The organism is Streptomyces sp. NPDC003034, from assembly GCF_053591375.1.
In genome coordinates this window covers 1-15811 of sequence record NZ_JBSFTS010000023.1, presented here as the reverse complement: position 1 = coordinate 15811, position 15811 = coordinate 1, and the positions used below count along the sequence as shown (strand labels likewise).

At 74.6% G+C, this 15811-nt stretch carries 10 protein-coding genes; 2 read left to right on the top strand and 8 right to left on the bottom strand.

Annotated features, from left to right (window positions below; genetic code table 11):
- Positions 1 to 121: 121 nt before the first annotated feature.
- Together ACWDX7_RS21685 and ACWDX7_RS21680 are read right to left on the bottom strand one after the other, a co-directional pair.
- Complete coding sequence (locus ACWDX7_RS21685; RefSeq protein WP_451490384.1) at positions 122 to 3754, bottom strand: ATP-dependent helicase; 3633 nt, start codon at positions 3752 to 3754, stop codon at positions 122 to 124.
- A 270-nt stretch (positions 3755 to 4024) separates the two neighbouring features.
- A complete protein-coding gene (locus ACWDX7_RS21680) occupies positions 4025 to 4393 on the bottom strand; it encodes an MGMT family protein (RefSeq protein ID WP_451490383.1) in 369 nt (122 codons plus the stop codon).
- Positions 4394 to 4560: 167 nt separating this feature from the next.
- Here ACWDX7_RS21680 and ACWDX7_RS21675 point away from each other — a divergent pair, with 167 nt between their 5' ends.
- Complete coding sequence (locus ACWDX7_RS21675; protein ID WP_451490382.1) at positions 4561 to 7323, top strand: lysylphosphatidylglycerol synthase domain-containing protein; 2763 nt, start codon at positions 4561 to 4563, stop codon at positions 7321 to 7323.
- A 98-nt stretch (positions 7324 to 7421) separates the two neighbouring features.
- On the opposite strand, the gene ACWDX7_RS21670 is transcribed toward ACWDX7_RS21675, so the two are convergent.
- Positions 7422 to 8249 (bottom strand): MerR family transcriptional regulator, encoded by an 828-nt coding sequence (locus ACWDX7_RS21670; RefSeq protein WP_451490381.1) that lies wholly within the window; start codon positions 8247 to 8249, stop codon positions 7422 to 7424.
- Positions 8250 to 8343: 94 nt separating this feature from the next.
- Between ACWDX7_RS21670 and ACWDX7_RS21665 the strand changes: the two genes are divergently transcribed.
- Positions 8344 to 9891 (top strand): alpha/beta hydrolase, encoded by a 1548-nt coding sequence (locus ACWDX7_RS21665; RefSeq protein WP_451490380.1) that lies wholly within the window; start codon positions 8344 to 8346, stop codon positions 9889 to 9891.
- Between the two features lie 81 nt (positions 9892 to 9972).
- Here ACWDX7_RS21665 and moeZ read toward each other — a convergent pair whose 3' ends face one another.
- The 5 genes from moeZ to pelF all read right to left on the bottom strand — a co-directional run bounded on the left by moeZ (position 9973) and on the right by pelF (position 15654).
- Entirely contained in the window at positions 9973 to 11151 is a 1179-nt protein-coding gene (gene moeZ / locus ACWDX7_RS21660) for an adenylyltransferase/sulfurtransferase MoeZ (protein WP_451490379.1), read from the bottom strand.
- A 63-nt stretch (positions 11152 to 11214) separates the two neighbouring features.
- Positions 11215 to 11964 (bottom strand): spherulation-specific family 4 protein, encoded by a 750-nt coding sequence (locus ACWDX7_RS21655; protein WP_451490378.1) that lies wholly within the window; start codon positions 11962 to 11964, stop codon positions 11215 to 11217.
- Complete coding sequence (locus ACWDX7_RS21650; protein WP_451490377.1) at positions 11952 to 12950, bottom strand: NAD-dependent epimerase/dehydratase; 999 nt, start codon at positions 12948 to 12950, stop codon at positions 11952 to 11954. The genes ACWDX7_RS21655 and ACWDX7_RS21650 overlap by 13 nt, the downstream gene beginning before the upstream one ends.
- A gap of 131 nt (positions 12951 to 13081) precedes the next feature.
- Positions 13082 to 14065, bottom strand: a complete 984-nt coding sequence (locus tag ACWDX7_RS21645; RefSeq protein WP_451490376.1) for a hypothetical protein — start codon at positions 14063 to 14065, stop codon at positions 13082 to 13084.
- On the bottom strand, positions 14062 to 15654 hold the full coding sequence (pelF, locus tag ACWDX7_RS21640; RefSeq protein WP_451490375.1) for a GT4 family glycosyltransferase PelF: 1593 nt from the start codon (positions 15652 to 15654) through the stop codon (positions 14062 to 14064). The genes ACWDX7_RS21645 and pelF overlap by 4 nt, the downstream gene beginning before the upstream one ends.
- Positions 15655 to 15811: the final 157 nt, after the last annotated feature.

Here is a 15811-nt window from a genome sequence, read left to right as displayed (position 1 = left end):
GCTGACAGTCCCGGCCGGACCGGGCTGCGGCCGCCTGTGACGCTTCCCGCTCTCCTCCGCTCGCCGCCGGTCTGCCGGCCGGGGCCCGCTCACCCGTTCACCCGCTCACCCGCTCACCCGCTCACTCCACGGTCTGGCGCCCCTCCGGGCGGGCGCTGCACGAGCTGCGGAAGGAGCAGTGGTCGCAGTGCTTGCCCGCGGCGGGCGCGAACCGTTCGTCCAGGACCCGGCCGGCGGCGGTCGCGAGCAGGTCGCCGACCCACTCCCCGTCGAGCGGCTGCTGCGCCTGCACCTTGGGCACGACGTCGCCGCCGTCACGCTGGGCGGCGCCCTGGCGGAGCTGGACGAGCTCGGCGCCGCCGGCCGGGGGGCGCAGACCGTCGAAGACCGCGTCGACGGCGCCCTCGCGCACGGCGAGCTGGTACACGGCGAGCTGCGGGTGGCGTGCGACCTCGTCCTTCGTGGGCGCGGCCTTGCCGGTCTTGAAGTCGACGACGTACGCACGCCCCTGCGGGTCCGCCTCGACCCGGTCCATGGAGCCCCGGATCCGCACGGCGTACTCGCCCGCTTCGAGCGTGACGTCGAATTCGTGCTCCGTGGCCACGGCCGCCCGGCCACCGCGGTCGGTGGTGTGCCAGCGCAGGAAGCGCTCCAGGGCGGCGCGGGCGTTGTCCTTCTCCTGGCGGGACTTCCAGGGCGCGTCGAAGGCGAGGGCGTCCCAGACGGAGTCGAGGCGCTCCATCAGGACGGCCAGGTCGGCGGGGGTGCGCCCGGAGGCGACCTCGTCGGCGAGGACGTGGACGACGTTGCCGAAGCCCTGCGCGGCGGTGGAGGGGGCGTCGGCCTTGACCTCACGGCCCAGGAACCACTGGAGGGAGCAGGTGTTGGCGAGCTGCTCCAGGGCGCTGCCGGACAGGGCGACGGGCCGCTCCCGGTCGCGCAGCGGGACGCTGCTGCGGGTGGGCTCGTACAGGCCCCACCAGCGCTGCGGGTGCGCGGCGGGAACCAGCGGCCGGTCCTCGTCGTCGGTGAGCGCGGCGAGGCGGGCCAGGCGGCGGGCGGCGGCGTCGCGCAGCGCCGGTGGTGCCTGCGGATCGACGGTGGTGGCGCGCAGCTCGGCCACCAGCGCGGGGACGGCCAGGGGGCGGCGGGGGCGGCCGGTGACATCGCGCGGGGGGACGCCGAGCTCGGTGAGGAAGCGGGAGGGCTGGTCGCCGTCCTCGGCGGGAGCCTTCACGGCGGTGATGACGAGGCGGTCGCGGGCGCGGGTGGCGGCGACGTAGAAGAGCCTTCTCTCCTCGGCCAGGAGCGCGCCGGGGGTGAGGGGCTCGGCGAGGCCGTCGCGGCCGATCCGGTCGGCCTCCAGGAGGGATCCGCGGCGGCGCAGGTCGGGCCAGAGGCCCTCCTGGACCCCGGCGACGACGACGAGGGACCACTCCAGGCCCTTGGAGCGGTGGGCGGTCATGAGCCGGACGGCGTCCGTGCGGACGGCCCGGGTCGTCAACGTGTCGGCGGCGATGTCCTCCGCCTCCAGTTGTTCGAGGAAGTTCAGCGCGCCCCGGCCGCCGGTACGTTCCTCGGCGCGGGCGGCGGTGTCGAAGAGGGCGCAGACGGCATCGAGATCCCGGTCGGCGTTACGGCCCGCCGTGCCGCCGCGGCGGGCGTTGCGCTCCAGCCGCTGGGGCCAGGGGGTGCCGTCCCAGAGCGTCCAGAGGGCCTCTTCGGCAGTGCCGCCGCCCTGGAGCAGCTCGCGGGCCTTGCGCAGGAGCAGGCCGAGGCGCTGCGCGCCGCGGGCGTAGGCGGGATCGTGCGCGACGAGCCGCTCGGGCTCGGCGAGGGCGCGGGCGAGCAGGACGTCGGAGGGCGCGGGCACCTTGACGCCGGCGGCCCGCTCCTCGTCGCGCAGCGCCCGGCCGAGCCGCCGCAGATCGGCGGAGTCCATCCCCCCGAGCGGCGACACGAGCAACGCGAGAGCCGCCTCCACCCCGATCCACCCGGCGCCTCCGGCGGACTCGGCTGCGCCGGGCTCGGCGGGGTGGGGCAGCTCGGCGGACTCGGCTGCGCCGGGCTCGGGCAGCTCGGCCGGGGCTGCGCCCGGCTCGCCGGACTCGGCGGCATCAGCCGGGGCGGCTGGGGCGGGGTCGATCAGGCCGTCGCCTGCGGCGACATCCGCCGAGGCGGGCGCCCCGGCTGCGCCGGGCTCGGCCGAGTCTGCGACCGGACCGGCCACGTCGGCCGCGCCGCGCTGGGCGGCATGAGCCCGGGTGCCGGAGTCGGCGGGCAGGTCGGACACGGTGGCTGCCCCGGGCTTGGCCGAGGCTGCGGCGGCGTCTGCCGGGACGGCTGCGGCGGGCTTGGCCGCATCGGCCAGTTCGGCGGGCACGGTCGCGCCGGTCGGGGGGGAGGTGGCGGCCGCTGTGGCCGTGGTGCGCAGGGCCGTGAGGAGGGGGGTCACCGCCGGTTCGTGGCGGAGGGGGATGACCGCGGCGTCCGTCTCCGCCGGGACGCCCGCCGCGATCAGGGCGCGGCGCATCGCCGGAAGGGTGCGCCCGCCGGAGCGGACCAGGACGGCCATGTCCCGCCAGGGCACGCCGTCCTCCAGGTGGGCCCGCCGCAGGATGTCCGCGATGTTGTCCAGCTCCGCGCCCGCCGTCGGGTACGTGAACACCTCCACGCTGCCTCCCGGCCGGGTGGCGGCGAGGTCGCGGTGGGCTCGTACGGCCGCCGCGGGCAGGCGCGGCACCGGCATGCGGGCCGTGAGGAGCCGGGTGGCGGCCAGCAGGGCGGCGCCGGAGCGGCGGCCGACCGTCAGGGCCCGTACCCGCGCCCCCGGGAAGGACGACTCGAAGTCCAGGATGTTGTTGATGTCGGCGCCGCGGAAGGCGTAGATCGACTGGTCCGGGTCGCCGAAGGCGACAAGCGTGCCGCCCGGGCCGGTCAGCGCCCGCAGCAGCCGCAGCTGCGAGGCGTCGGTGTCCTGGTACTCGTCCACGAAGATCACGTCGTACGTGGCGGAGAGCGACGGGGTGCGCTCCGCCAGCAGCACCGCGCGGTGGACGAGCTCCGCGTAGTCCAGCGTGCCCTGCAGGTCCAGGACGTCCAGGTACTCGGAGAGGAAGGCCGCCGCCGCCTTCCAGTCCGGGCGGCCGATGCGCGTGGCGAAGTCGGCCAGGGCCTGCGGGCCGAGCCCGAGTTCCCGGGCGCGGGCGAGCACGGCCCGTACCTCGTCCGCGAAGCCGCGCGTGGTCAGCGCGGCCCGCAGGTCGTCCGGCCAGCGGATGGAGCCCAGCCGCCGCTGCCCCTCCAGGAGGGTGCGGACCATCACGTCCTGCTCCGGCCCGGACAGCAGCCGCAGCGGGTCGGTGAACAGGTCGGCGTCCTGGTGCGCGCGGACCAGTCCGTAGCAGAACGAGTGGAAGGTGGTGGCCTGCGGAGCCCGCGCGCCGCCGAGGCGCAGGGCCGCGCGGTCGCGGAGTTCCACCGCGGCCTTGCGGCTGAAGGTGAGGATGAGGATCCGGGCCGGGTCGGTGCCCGCCTCGACGCGGGCGGCGGCGGCCTCGACCAGCGTGGTCGTCTTTCCGGTGCCCGGTCCGGCCAGGACCAGCAAGGGCCCGGCGGTGTGGTCAACCACGGCCTGCTGCGCTGCGTCCAGAACAGGGGGCTCCACCCGCACCGGTCCGCCGCGTACGAGGCGGTACGCGTCAGGGGTCCGCGTACGCCGCCGCTCGGAGCGGCCGGAGGAAGAGGTGATCACGTGGAATGCCGGTCCTGGTGGGTCTGCGAGGTGTGCGGGTGGTGCGAGCGGTACGGATCGTGCGGGTGGTACGAGCGGTACGGATCGTACGGACGGTACGGATCGGGCCGCGTCGGCCGGAGCCGTACGGCAGGCCGCGCCCGGGGAGGCCGAGGCCGAAGAGGCAACGCTACGGCAACCCGACGCCCCTTCGCAGTTCCCCCAGGTCCCCCGTACGGGCCTTCGCACCGGCGCTCGACCGCCCGTTCAAGCCGCGCATGGCGGAAGCTGTCAGGTGTGAGCCTCGTCGCGCGCATCGCCCCCGCCGGGATCCCCGTCGCCCGCCCCGGACCCGTCCCAGCGCGCCCGCCGCATGTTCAGCCGCGGCTCGCCGCCGCCGGTCAGCCGCAGCGGAGTGGCCTCGGCCCGGTAGTGCGCCAGGGCGCGCGGCTCGCTGCCGGGCAGCGGTACGCCGTCCGCCCGCACCACGCGCCACCAGGGCACGGCGGCCCCGTACAGGGCCATGACACGGCCGACTTGGCGCGGTCCGCCTTCGCCGAGCCATTCGGCGACGTCCCCGTACGTCATCACCCGGCCGGGCGGAATGCGCTCGGCGACCTCCAGCACGCGCTCCGCGTAGGCGGGCAGTTCCTCACTCATTCAGGACATGGTGCAGCACGTCGGCCACCGGTCGACGGAAACCGGTGTTCCGCACCGGCGCGCACCCTGCTGCCCTCCCCGCCCGCCAGTCCGTGCCACCATCTTCCGGGCGGTGACTGGTGATACGTGATCAAGAAGAGACGGAAGTGACGACGAAGGAGCAGGGTGTGAGCCCTCCGGACGGCGCGGCCGCCGACGACGGCGCGCGCCCAGACGACGGCCCCGCCCCCCGCCCGGACGACGGCCCCGCCCAGCTCCCGGACCGTCGACGCCCAGACGGCGACGGCACAGGCAACGGCGCCGACGGCACGGGCCAGAGCACCGCCGACGGCACGGGCAACGGCGCCGCCGCCCAGGTGGAGGCCGACGAACCGCTCCTCGCCGCCCGCGTGCACCGGCCGTCCGACCTCGTACGCCTCCTCGTCGGCCTCCTCGGCATCGCCGTCGTGCTCGGCATCGCCGCCTTCGCCCACGGCACCACCGTGGGCCTGCAGTCCGACATCAGCAAGGGCACCGGCCAGGCGCCGGACCTGCTGATCAAGGTCGCCGCCCTGGTGTCCAGCATCGCCGTGCTGCTGCTTCCCGTCGCCTTCGCCATCGAGCGGCTGATCAAGCGTGACGGGCTGCGCATCGCCGACGGCGTGCTCGCCGCCGTCCTCGCGCACGGCGTGACCCTCGCGACCGACCTGTGGGTCTCCCAGGCGGCGCCGCAGACCATCCAGGAGGCCCTCACCCGCTCCACCGGCGCCGGCGGGCCCCTCACCGACCCGGTGCACGGCTACCTCGCGCCCGTCATCGCGTACATGACCGCCGTCGGGATGACCCGCAGACCGCGCTGGCGGGTCGCCCTCTGGGTGGTTCTGCTGCTCGACGCCTTCACCATGCTGGTCGGCGGCTACACCACTCCCTTCTCGATCATCCTGACCGTCCTCATCGGGTGGAGCGTCGCCTACGGCACTCTGTACGCCGTCGGTTCGCCCAACGTGCGCCCCACCGTGCAGACCCTCCTCGCCGGACTGCGCCGGGTCGGCTTCCAGCCGGTCGGCGCGCGGCGCGCCGAAGGTCCCGAGAGCCACGAGGCGCCCGAGGTCAGCGACCGGGGGCGGCGCTACTACGTCACCCTGGAGGACGGCCCACCGCTCGACGTCACCGTCGTCGACCGCGAGCAGCAGGCGCAGGGCTTCTTCTACCGGGTCTGGCGCCGGCTCACCCTGCGCGGGATCACCACCCGGCGCAGCCTGCAGTCCCTGCGCCAGGCGCTGGAGCAGGAGGCGCTCCTCGCGTACGCCGCCATCGCGGCCGGGGCCAACGCGCCGAAGCTGATCGCCACTTCCGAGCTCGGTCCGGACGCCGTGATGCTGGTGTACGAGCACCTGGGCGGCCGGACCCTGGACTCCCTGTCCGACGAGGAGATCACCGACCAGCTGACCCGCAACGCGTGGGAGCAGGTACGGGCCCTGCAGTCCCGCCGGATCGCGCACCGCCGCCTGACCGGGGACGCCCTGGTGGTGGATCGTTCCGGCAACGTCATCCTCACCGACCTGCGCGGCGGTGAGATCGCCGCGGGCGACCTCGTCCTGCGGATGGACATCGCGCAGCTGCTCACCACGCTCGGCCTGCGGGTCGGCGCGCAGCGGGCGGTGGCCTCGGCGGTGTCCGTGCTCGGGCCGGACGCGGTGGCGGACTGCCTGCCGCTGCTCCAGCCGATCGCGCTGAGCCGGTCCACGCGGGCGACGCTGCGCAAGCTGGCCCGGGAGCGGGCCGACCGGCAGCGGGAAGCCGTACTGGAGTCCTCGCGGTCGGCGAAGGCGGCTCCGGAAGGGGATCTCGCCGACGCGGGCGCGCCCGTGACCAGCGCCGCCACGGCCGCCGACCGCAAGGCCGAGAAGAAGGCACTGGACGACGCCCTGGAGGGGGCCCGCGAGGAGGATCTGCTGAGCCAGATCCGCCAGCAGGTGCTGCTGATCCGCCCGCAGGCGCCGGTGGAACCGGCCCGGCTGGAGCGGATCCGGCCGCGCACGCTCGTCTCCTTCATCGCGGGCGCGTTCGGCGCGTACTTCCTGCTCACGCAGCTCGCCCACGTGGACTTCGGGACGATCATCGCCGAGGCCCAGTGGGGCTGGGTCGGCGCGGCCCTGGCCTTCTCGGCGCTCAGCTACTTCGCGGCGGCGATGAGCCTGCTCGGCTTCGTACCGGAGCGGGTGCCCTTCATGCGGACCGTCTGCGCGCAGGTGGCCGGCTCCTTCGTGAAGCTGGTCGCTCCGGCGGCGGTCGGCGGTGTCGCGCTGAACACGCGGTTCCTCCAGCGGGCCGGGGTCCGGCCGGGGCTCGCGGTCGCGAGCGTCGGCGCCTCCCAGCTGTTCGGGCTGGCCAGCCACATCCTGCTGCTGCTCTCCTTCGGCTATCTGACCGGAACCGAGAAGACCCCGGAGATGACCCCGTCCAGGACGGTCATCGCCGGTCTGCTGACGGTGGCGGTGCTGGTGCTGGTGGTGACGGCCGTCCCGTTCATGCGGAAGTTCGTGGTGACGCGGGTACGGGCCCTGTTCGCGGGCGTCGTGCCGCGCATGCTGGACGTGCTCCAGCGACCGCAGAAGCTGGTGACCGGCATCGGCGGGATGCTGCTGCTGACGGGCTGCTTCGTGATGTGCCTGGACGCCTCGATCCGGGCCTTCGGGGGCGGCGAGGCCATCAGCTACGCGAGCATCGCGGTGGTGTTCCTCGCGGGCAACGCGCTGGGGTCGGCGGCGCCGACGCCGGGCGGCATGGGCGCGGTGGAGACCACCCTGACCCTGGGCCTGATCGCGGCCGGCCTGGAGAAGGAGGTCGCGATCTCGGCGGTGCTGCTGTTCCGCCTGATGACGTTCTGGCTGCCGGTGCTGCCGGGCTGGATCTCGTTCAACTTCCTGACGCGCAAGGAAGCCATCTAACGATCCGGAACGAGGCGGGCCCCCGGCCGGGCGCGGCCATCCGCCCCGGTGTTGCGGAGCGGGGCTCAGGCCGACAAGATCCGAAAGACCCGCCCTAGCTAGGCGTTCTGCTGCTCCCACTGGGCGGCGAACATCTCCCCCAGCAGCGCGGCGCAGCGGGCCTGCGCCGGGGAGATGTCCCCCGGGAGGCCGACAGGGGCCCGCCCACCGGCCGGCGCGGCGGCGGGCGGCTCGGCCGGGACCGATTCGTCGAAGTCCGGCTCCGGGAAGCCGGCCGCACGCTCCGCCGCCTCCATCGCCAGCACGTGGACGAAGTACGCGTGCGCCAGCCGCTCCACCCGCGGATCCTGCGGCGCCACGCCCGCCAGCGCCTCCATCTCCAGGTCCAGCCGTTCCTGCTCGGCCCGCAGTCGCGGGTGCAGCGCCAGCACGTGATCGCCGAAGCCCTCGTGCGCGGCCGTCTCCGTGCCCGGCGCCGTGTGCGTGCCCGGCAGTGACACGTGCTGGGTGCCCAGTACGGAGTCCAGCGCGCGCCGCCCCGGCGCGCCCGGTGCCAGCGCCTGCGCCGCCTCCGGGGGGAGCAGCCGCAGGTCACCGCCCGCTTCCCGCAGCCGCCGCACCGCGTTGCGCCGTGCCCGTACCTCGGCCTCCTGCCGCACCAGCGAGGCCTCCAGCTCCGCGAGCAGCGCCCCGCGGTCGCCCTTGCCCGCGAGCGCCTCCCCCAGGTCCCGCGTCCTCATCCCCAGTTCCGCCATCCGCCGTACCCACAGGATCCGCACGATGTCGTCGTACGCGTAGCGCCTGTGCCCGTCCGGGCCCCGCTCGGGCTCGGGCAGCAGTCCGGCCTCGTGGTAGTGGCGAAGGGTGCGCGCAGTGGTTCCGGTCAGTGCGGCCGCCGCCCCGGTCGTGACGAATCGCTCGTTCATGAGACCAGGTGAACACGTGACGCCGCCGGACGCGCGACACCCGTTCGGGTCATCGCGCGGGCGGCCCGGTCCGACCGCCCACAGGATGGGACGCATGCCGAGAAACGCACTGCGGGTCACCGCTGCCGCCGCACTCGCCGCCGCGCTGCTCACCACGAGCGCCTGTACGGACGAAGGCGGCGGGAAGGAGCCGAAGGCGGGCGAGTCCGACAGGGTCAAGCCGCTCAAGTGGCGCGAGTGCCCGGCGCCCACGCCCCTGGAGGGCGGCGGACAAGCCCCCGGCAAGGACTGGCAGTGCGCCACCCTCGACGTCCCGCTCGACTACGCGAAGCCGGAGGGCGAGACCCTCCCGCTCGGCCTGATCCGCGCGAAGGCCCGCGACCAGGACGCGCGCATCGGATCCCTCGTCTTCAACTTCGGCGGCCCCGGCGGTTCCGGCGTGACCACCCTGCCCGGCGCCGCCAAGGAGTACGAGGCCCTGCGCGCCCGGTACGACCTGGTGAGCTTCGATCCCCGCGGGGTGGGCCGCAGCGCGCCCGTGCGCTGCGAGAGCGACAAGGAGCTCGACGCGTACTACGCGCAGGACGCGACCCCGGCGACCCCGGAGCAGGAGAAGGCGTTCCTGGAGAACATCAAGGACTACCACCAGGCCTGCCGCCGGAACTCCGGCAAGCTCCTCCCCCACGTCGGCACCTCCAATGCGGCCCGCGACCTCGACCGCGTCCGCCAGGCCCTGGGCGACGAGAAGCTGCACTACTTCGGGATCTCCTACGGCACCGAACTCGGCGGGGTCTACGCCCACCTCTTCCCGAAGAACGTCGGCCGGGCCGTCTTCGACGCCGTCGTGGACCCCACCAAGAACGCCGAGCAGGGCGCCCTCGGCCAGGCCAAGGGCTTCCAGCTCGCACTCGGCAACTTCGCCGAGGACTGCGTGGAGCGGGGTGACGCCTGCCAGCTCCAGGGCAGTACCCCCAAGGAGATCGAGGCGAACGTGATCAGCCTCCAGAAGCAGCTGGCCGCGAAACCCATCGCCGGTATCGGGCCCCGGCAGCTCACCGAGACCGCCGCGACCAACGGCATCGCGCAGGCGCTGTACTCGCAGGAGCTGTGGCCGCTGCTGGAGCAGGGGCTCGACGAGGCGGAGGGCGGCCAGGGGCAGCTGCTGCTGGCTTTGTCCGACGCGCTCAACGGCCGGGACCGCAACGGCCGGTACAGCAACATCGGCGCCGCCAACACGGCCATCAACTGCGCCGACTCCAAGGAGCGTTACACCCTGCGGGAGACCAAGTCGAGGCTGGGCGCCTTCCGTTCGGCCTCGCCCGTCTTCGGGGAGTTCCTCGGCTGGGCGATGATGAGCTGCACCGACTGGCCGGTCCCGGGCCAGTGGGAGACCCCCGACGTGTCCGCCCCGGGAGCCGCCCCGATCGTGGTGATCGGCAATACGGGCGACCCGGCGACCCCGTACGAGGGCGCGCGCAGGATGGTGGAGCGGCTCGGCCCCGGCGTCGGCGTGGAGCTCACGTACCGTGGCGAGGGGCACGGCGCCTACAACAGCGGGGACCCGTGCGTGCAGCAGGCGGTGAACGGCTACCTGCTGGACGGGAAGGTGCCCGGCGGCGGCACGGTCTGTACCGCAACGTGACCCCGCCGCCACCGCGGGCCATGCGAAAGGGGCCGTACCGCTCGCGCGGTACGGCCCCTTCGGTTCGCTGCCCGGTGCCGGCTAGTAGACCGGCTTGCCGGGCTCGATCTGGTGGACCCAGCCGATCACGCCGCCGCCGAGGTGCACCGCGTCGGAGAAGCCCGCGGACTTCAGGACCGCCAGGACTTCCGCACTGCGGACACCCGTCTTGCAGTGCAAGACGATCCGCTTGTCCTGCGGGAGGTCCTGGAGGGCGGTACCCATCAGGAACTCCCCCTTCGGGATCAGCTTCGCGCCGGGGATCGAGACGATCTCGTACTCGTTGATCTCGCGGACGTCGATGATCTCGATCTTCTCGCCTTCGTCGATCCACTCCTTGAGCTGCTTGGGAGTGATCGTCGAACCGGCCGCCGCCTCCTGGGCCTCCTCCGACACGACGCCGCAGAAGGCCTCATAGTCGATGAGCTCGGTGACGGTCGCGTTCGGACCGCAGACCGCGCAGTCGGGGTCCTTGCGGACCTTGACCTGGCGGTACTGCATCTCCAGGGCGTCGTAGATCATCAAGCGGCCGACCAGCGGCTCGCCGACGCCGGTGAGGACCTTGATGGCCTCGGTGACCTGGATGGACCCGATGGACGCGCACAGCACGCCCAGCACGCCGCCCTCGGCGCAGCTCGGGACCATGCCCGGCGGCGGGGGCTCCGGGTAGAGGCAGCGGTAGCACGGGCCGTGCTCGGACCAGAAGACCGAGGCCTGGCCGTCGAAGCGGTAGATCGAGCCCCACACGTACGGCTTGTTCAGCAGCACGCAGGCGTCGTTGACCAGGTAGCGCGTGGCGAAGTTGTCCGTGCCGTCGACGATGAGGTCGTACTGGCTGAAGATCTCCATCACGTTCTCGGCCTCAAGCCGCTCTTCGTGAAGGACCACGTTCACGTACGGGTTGATGCCCAGCACGCTGTCGCGGGCCGACTCGGCCTTGGAACGGCCGATGTCCGCCTGGCTGTGGATGATCTGGCGCTGCAGGTTCGACTCGTCCACCTCGTCGAACTCCACGATGCCGAGCGTGCCGACACCGGCCGCGGCCAGGTACATGAGGGCGGGCGAGCCGAGGCCGCCCGCGCCCACGGCCAGCACCTTGGCGTTCTTCAGGCGCTTCTGGCCGTCCATCCCGACATCCGGGATGATCAGGTGGCGGGAGTACCGACGGACCTCGTCAACGGTGAGCTCAGCAGCTGGCTCGACCAGGGGTGGCAGCGACACGGGGACTCCGTAATGGTGACGTCTCAAACGGTGGTTCTCCGCGTAACACTGCCACGCCCCTCTTCATTCCGAGACACCCGGTCCGATGCGCGAGACGATTTCGTCCCAGTAGCCGGGCATCGACGCCCACGGGTCGCGGTCCCCGGCCCCCAGCCGGTCCGTGAACCAGATGGTGCCGGCGCCCTGCCAGCGGGCGATCCGGACCGCTTCCTCCAGGTGCGTGCGCGGCACTCCGTGGACGAGGTGGCAGAACCGCCGCGCCGGATGATCGGCCGTCCATTCCGCCACCTGTGACCAACGGTAGTCGGCCCAGGCCCCGGAGAAGGTGACCAGCTGGTCGGCGGTCTCGGCGTAGCCCTCGTACGGGTGGGTGCCGTGGCCGAGGACGATCCGCAGGCCCTCGCCGAGGCCGCGCAGGGTCTCCACCACCCGCCGCACCGCGGGCAGGTCCGCCCGGTCGGCCGGGGCGTCGGCGAGGTAGAAGCCGCCCACCCCGTACCAGTCGCGGAAGCGGTGGGCGTCGGATACCAGTTCACCGAATGAGCGGGCGCCGTCTCGCATCGCGAGATGCCCGAGCACGGTGCCGCCCGTGGCCCGCAGCCTCGCGGCGGCCTCCGTGCAGTGCGGGTCCGGCCGCCCGCCGGGGCCGTCCGTGACATTGAGCACGGCCCAGTGCAGCGGGGTGCCGGGGCGGGTCAGCTCGGCCCATTCGACGGGCGCGAGCAGCGGATGCGCGTAGCCCGGGATGCCGAGGCCGAGACGGTCGGCCTCCGTGGCCGCCGAGACCTCCGGCGGGGTGGTCAGATACGACACGCCGCCTCCATCCAGATGTCCGCGAGGGATTCCTCCAGGTTGATGCGGGGCCGCCAGCCGAGCCGGTCCCGGGCGGTGCGGACGTCGGCCTGCTGCCAGGCTCCGCAGCCGTCTGGGTAGGGGTACGGCTGCGGGCCCGCGGCGGCGATCTGTTCGGCCGTGGCCTCGGCGCGGGGCGAGCCGATGGCGGCGAGGCCTGGCGGGCGGCCCGGGTGCCCGTGCGGCTGCTGGGGCAGGTCGAGCTCGTGCAGGGAGCCCCCGTACCCGGCGACGCGGGCCAGCACGGCGGCGGCCTCCCGCAGCCGGACGGCGCGGCCGGTGCCGATGTTGACGACTCCCTGGGCGGCGGAGAGGGATGCGGCGTGCACGGCCCGCGCCACGTCCCGTACGTCCACGAAGTCCCGCTGGACGCCGAGCCCGCTGAGCTTGAGCTCGCCGTCCCCGGACTGCATCGCGCGGCGCATGGCCTCGGCGAGCCGGCCGAGGGGGGATCCGGCGGGCGTGCCGGGGCCGACGGGCGAGAAGATCCGCAGCACGACGGCGTCCAGCCCCGAGCCGAGCACGAGCTCGGTGGCGGCCAGCTTGCTGACTCCGTACGGCCCGCCCGGTCTCGGCACGGCGTCCTCGGCCGTCGACGATCCGGGCTGGCTGGGCCCGTACTCCGCGGCGCAGCCGAGCTGGACCAGCCGGGCGCCGCAGCCGCTGCGGCGCAGGGATTCGCAGATGGTGGCCACGGCGACCGTGTTGTGCCGGGTGAGCTCCCGGGCCCCGCCCCGGGTGGCGCCGGCGCAGTTGATGACGACGCCCGGATGGACGGCGTCCAGGAACCGGGTGAGCGCGCCGGGACTGCCGGTGGCGAGGTCGAAGCGGACGTCGGCGTCGTCACCGCGGCCGAGCGCCGTGAGCTGGACGGCGGGGTCCGCGAGCAGGCGGTCGGCGACGTAGCGGCCGAGGTAGCCGTTGGCTCCGATCAGCAGCACCCTCATCGCGTGGCCCCTCGGTCGGTTGGCTGGCCGGTCATGTCCTGTTTCTCCTTGTGGGTGAGTGGATGGGGCGGGGTACGGTGCGGCGCCGCGGACACGGCTCCGCGCGAAGCGGGCGGGAGCCGGCCGGCGTTTCAGGGCCGCGCGTGCGCGCAGGCGCGCGACAGCGCGAGGACGGCGTGTACGAGCAGTCCCGCCGCGGTGGCCAGGACCACCGCCGGGATGGGGACCAGGGCGAGGGCCAGGGCCGCGGCGGCGGGCCCGCGCCGGGCGCCGTGCCGCAGCAGCAGCCGGGTCAGGAACAGCACCACGGCGAGCGGTACGGCCACCGCGAGCGGCGCTCCGGCGACGGCCGTGGCCCCCGCGGCGCAGGCGGTGAACAGGGCGGTGGCCCCGAGCAGCAGCGGCCGGGCCCGCTCCGCGAAGTCCGTGAGCGCCCGGCTCCGGGCGAGCCCGCGCCGCGCCCGGGCGGCGAAGGCGGCCGCGACCAGGTGCCCGGGGGCCACGGCCAGCGCGAGGCCGGTCCCGAGGGTGGCTCCGTGCCGGTGGACGGCCCAGCCGACGGCGGCCGCGGCGAGCAGGTGCACGAGCCAGGGGAAGCGGCGTGCGGCGGCTCGCCCGGGCCACACCAGGGCGGCGACGGTGACGAGCGCGGCGAGCGCCCCCGCGTACGGGATCCCGGCGGCCTCCGCGCCGCACGCGAGGGCTCCGGGCAGCAGCGCGTAGCCGAAGCCGCGCAGGGCGCGGCGGCCGGAGCCCGCGTCCCCTGGCAGCAGCCCGCCGTCGGGCGGGACGGCCGGGGCTTCCCCGCGGGGGGTCCGCGCGTAGAGCTCCTCGGCGAGGGAGAAGACGTCCCGGTGCCTGAACCGCGCGGCCGTGCGGTCGGTGAGGCCGTGCGCCTCCAGCCCGGCGGCGATCTCCAGCGGGTCCACGGCGCGGGCGCACAGGTCCCGGTGGCGGTGGAGCAGTGCCTTGACGGGATCCCCGCCGGCTCGGCGGCGGAGCCCGGCGGGTGCGGCGGGCCCCGCAGGTACGGCGGGCCCCGCAGACAGGGCGGCTGGGGCGCTGGCCGCGGGAGCGGTGGCGCCAGCCGCCGGGGCGGCCTCGTCGACGGTCATACCGATGCCTCCGAGGTGGGGACGGGGGCCCAGGTGGGAGTGGTCCAGTGGCCGGGGACGCGGGCCTCCGCGGGCCGGGCGAAGGGGACCTCCCCCTCGGGCCGGGCGGAGCCGCGGGCGAGCAGTTGGAGGTAGATCTCCCGGAAGGCGGCGATGTTCTGCTCGACGGTGAAGAGCTCCAGGGCCCGCGCCCGGGCGGCGGCTCCGAGGCGCTGCGCGCGTTCGGGGTCGCGCAGCAGCGACAGGCACGCCTCGGCCAGCGCCCTCGGATTGCGGGGCGGGACGACCAGCCCGGTGCCGCCGATGACCTCGCACACCGCGCCGACGTCGGTGGAGACGGTGGCCCGGCCGCAGAACATCGCCTCGGCCAGGGTGAGCGGGAAGCCCTCGATCACGGAGGACAGCACGACGATCCGCCCGGCGCCGTAGGCCTCGGCCGGGGACGGGGCCTCGGGTCCGCCGATCTCCTCGAAGGTGACCGGGTTCTCCCCGGCGGTGACGGCGTCGGCGGCCTCGTCCGGGAAGAGCTGCGCGGCCAGGGAGCGGCAGTCGGCGAGGTAGCGCGGCTCGGCTCCCTTGGCGAAGATCCGCAGCCGCGTCTGCGGTGCGGCCCTGCGGACCTCGGCGAAGGCGTGCAGCAGGGCGATGAGGTCCTTGGCGGGCTCTATCCGGCCGGCCCACACCAGGGTGTCGGGGTCCCCGCATTCCCCGGCCTCCCCGACGGTGGCGAATCGGTCCGCCTCCATCCCGGGGTGGACGGTCCGGATCCGCTCCCGCGCGGCCCCGCACCGCTCCTGCCAGCGCCGGGCGTGCGCGTTCCCGGGGGTCAGGAGGTCGGCCCGGTCGTAGGTCTCGCCGGCCAGCCGGTGGTGGAAGGCCGCGAGCAGGGCCCGTACGGCGGGCCGCACGGGCCCCTCCTGCCCTACGTCCTGGCCGGCGAGGTAGTGCGCCCGCAGCCGCACCCCGTACTCGGTGACCAGCAGCGGCACCCCGAAGAAGCGTTTGGCCAGCAGTCCGGGGAGCGCCGCCGCCCCGCCCGCCGCGGCGTGGCAGACGTCGGCCCCGCCGAGCTCCTCGTACCAGTCGAGGGACAGCGGGCGCAGCAGGCGCTCCAGCCCGTCCACGCAGTGCAGCAGGTCCGCCACCCGCGCGGCCTGTACGGTGCGGCCCGCGCCCGGCGCCCGACAGGCTGACTCCAGCACCCGGACGGCGGTCTCCGACCGCAGCGCCGCGGGCAACCCGCCGCGCCCCGAGGCCAGTTCGGCCAGGCCGTAGAGTCCGTCGGCGAACGGCCCGGCCTCGTCCGCGCAGATACCCCGGACCAGTTCGCCGAAGCAGGCGGCGAACCGCCGCCGCTCCCGCCGTGAGTAGGTCCTCCCGTCGTCCGCCGGGGCCCACAGCGACGCCGTGCGGACCCGGGTGACGTGGTCGGGCAGCGGGACCCGTACGCGCTCTTGCTCGGCGCTGAGGCTCAGCGCGTACAGCTCGAACTCGTGCTGCGGGAGCCCGCGCACGAGCCGGTCGCACCACAGCCTCGCCTCGCCCGCCGCATACGGATAACCACCTTCCGTGACCAGTCCGATCCGCACGAGTGGCACCCCCGATCTCCCGTTCAGGCGGTCGCCGTAGGTCCGGTGACCCGCCGCGGAAGAACTCAAGCGGATATGCCGAAGGTGCGACGGACGGTTGGTTCCCTGCCCGTGCGCCCTGTCGCCCTGGGAAAGGCGGTGCGCCGGCCCGTAAAAT

Bases quoted from the DNA above. Each gene is read 5' to 3' on its own strand.
- ACWDX7_RS21680 (WP_451490383.1), bottom strand. From the start codon at position 4,393: ATGAGTGAGGAACTGCCCGCCTACGCGGAGCGCGTGCTGGAGGTCGCC.
- ACWDX7_RS21670 (WP_451490381.1), bottom strand. From the start codon at position 8,249: ATGAACGAGCGATTCGTCACGACCGGGGCGGCGGCCGCACTGACCGGA.
- ACWDX7_RS21665 (WP_451490380.1), top strand. From the start codon at position 8,344: ATGCCGAGAAACGCACTGCGGGTCACCGCTGCCGCCGCACTCGCCGCC.
- ACWDX7_RS21650 (WP_451490377.1), bottom strand. From the start codon at position 12,950: ATGAGGGTGCTGCTGATCGGAGCCAACGGCTACCTCGGCCGCTACGTC.
- ACWDX7_RS21645 (WP_451490376.1), bottom strand. From the start codon at position 14,065: ATGACCGTCGACGAGGCCGCCCCGGCGGCTGGCGCCACCGCTCCCGCG.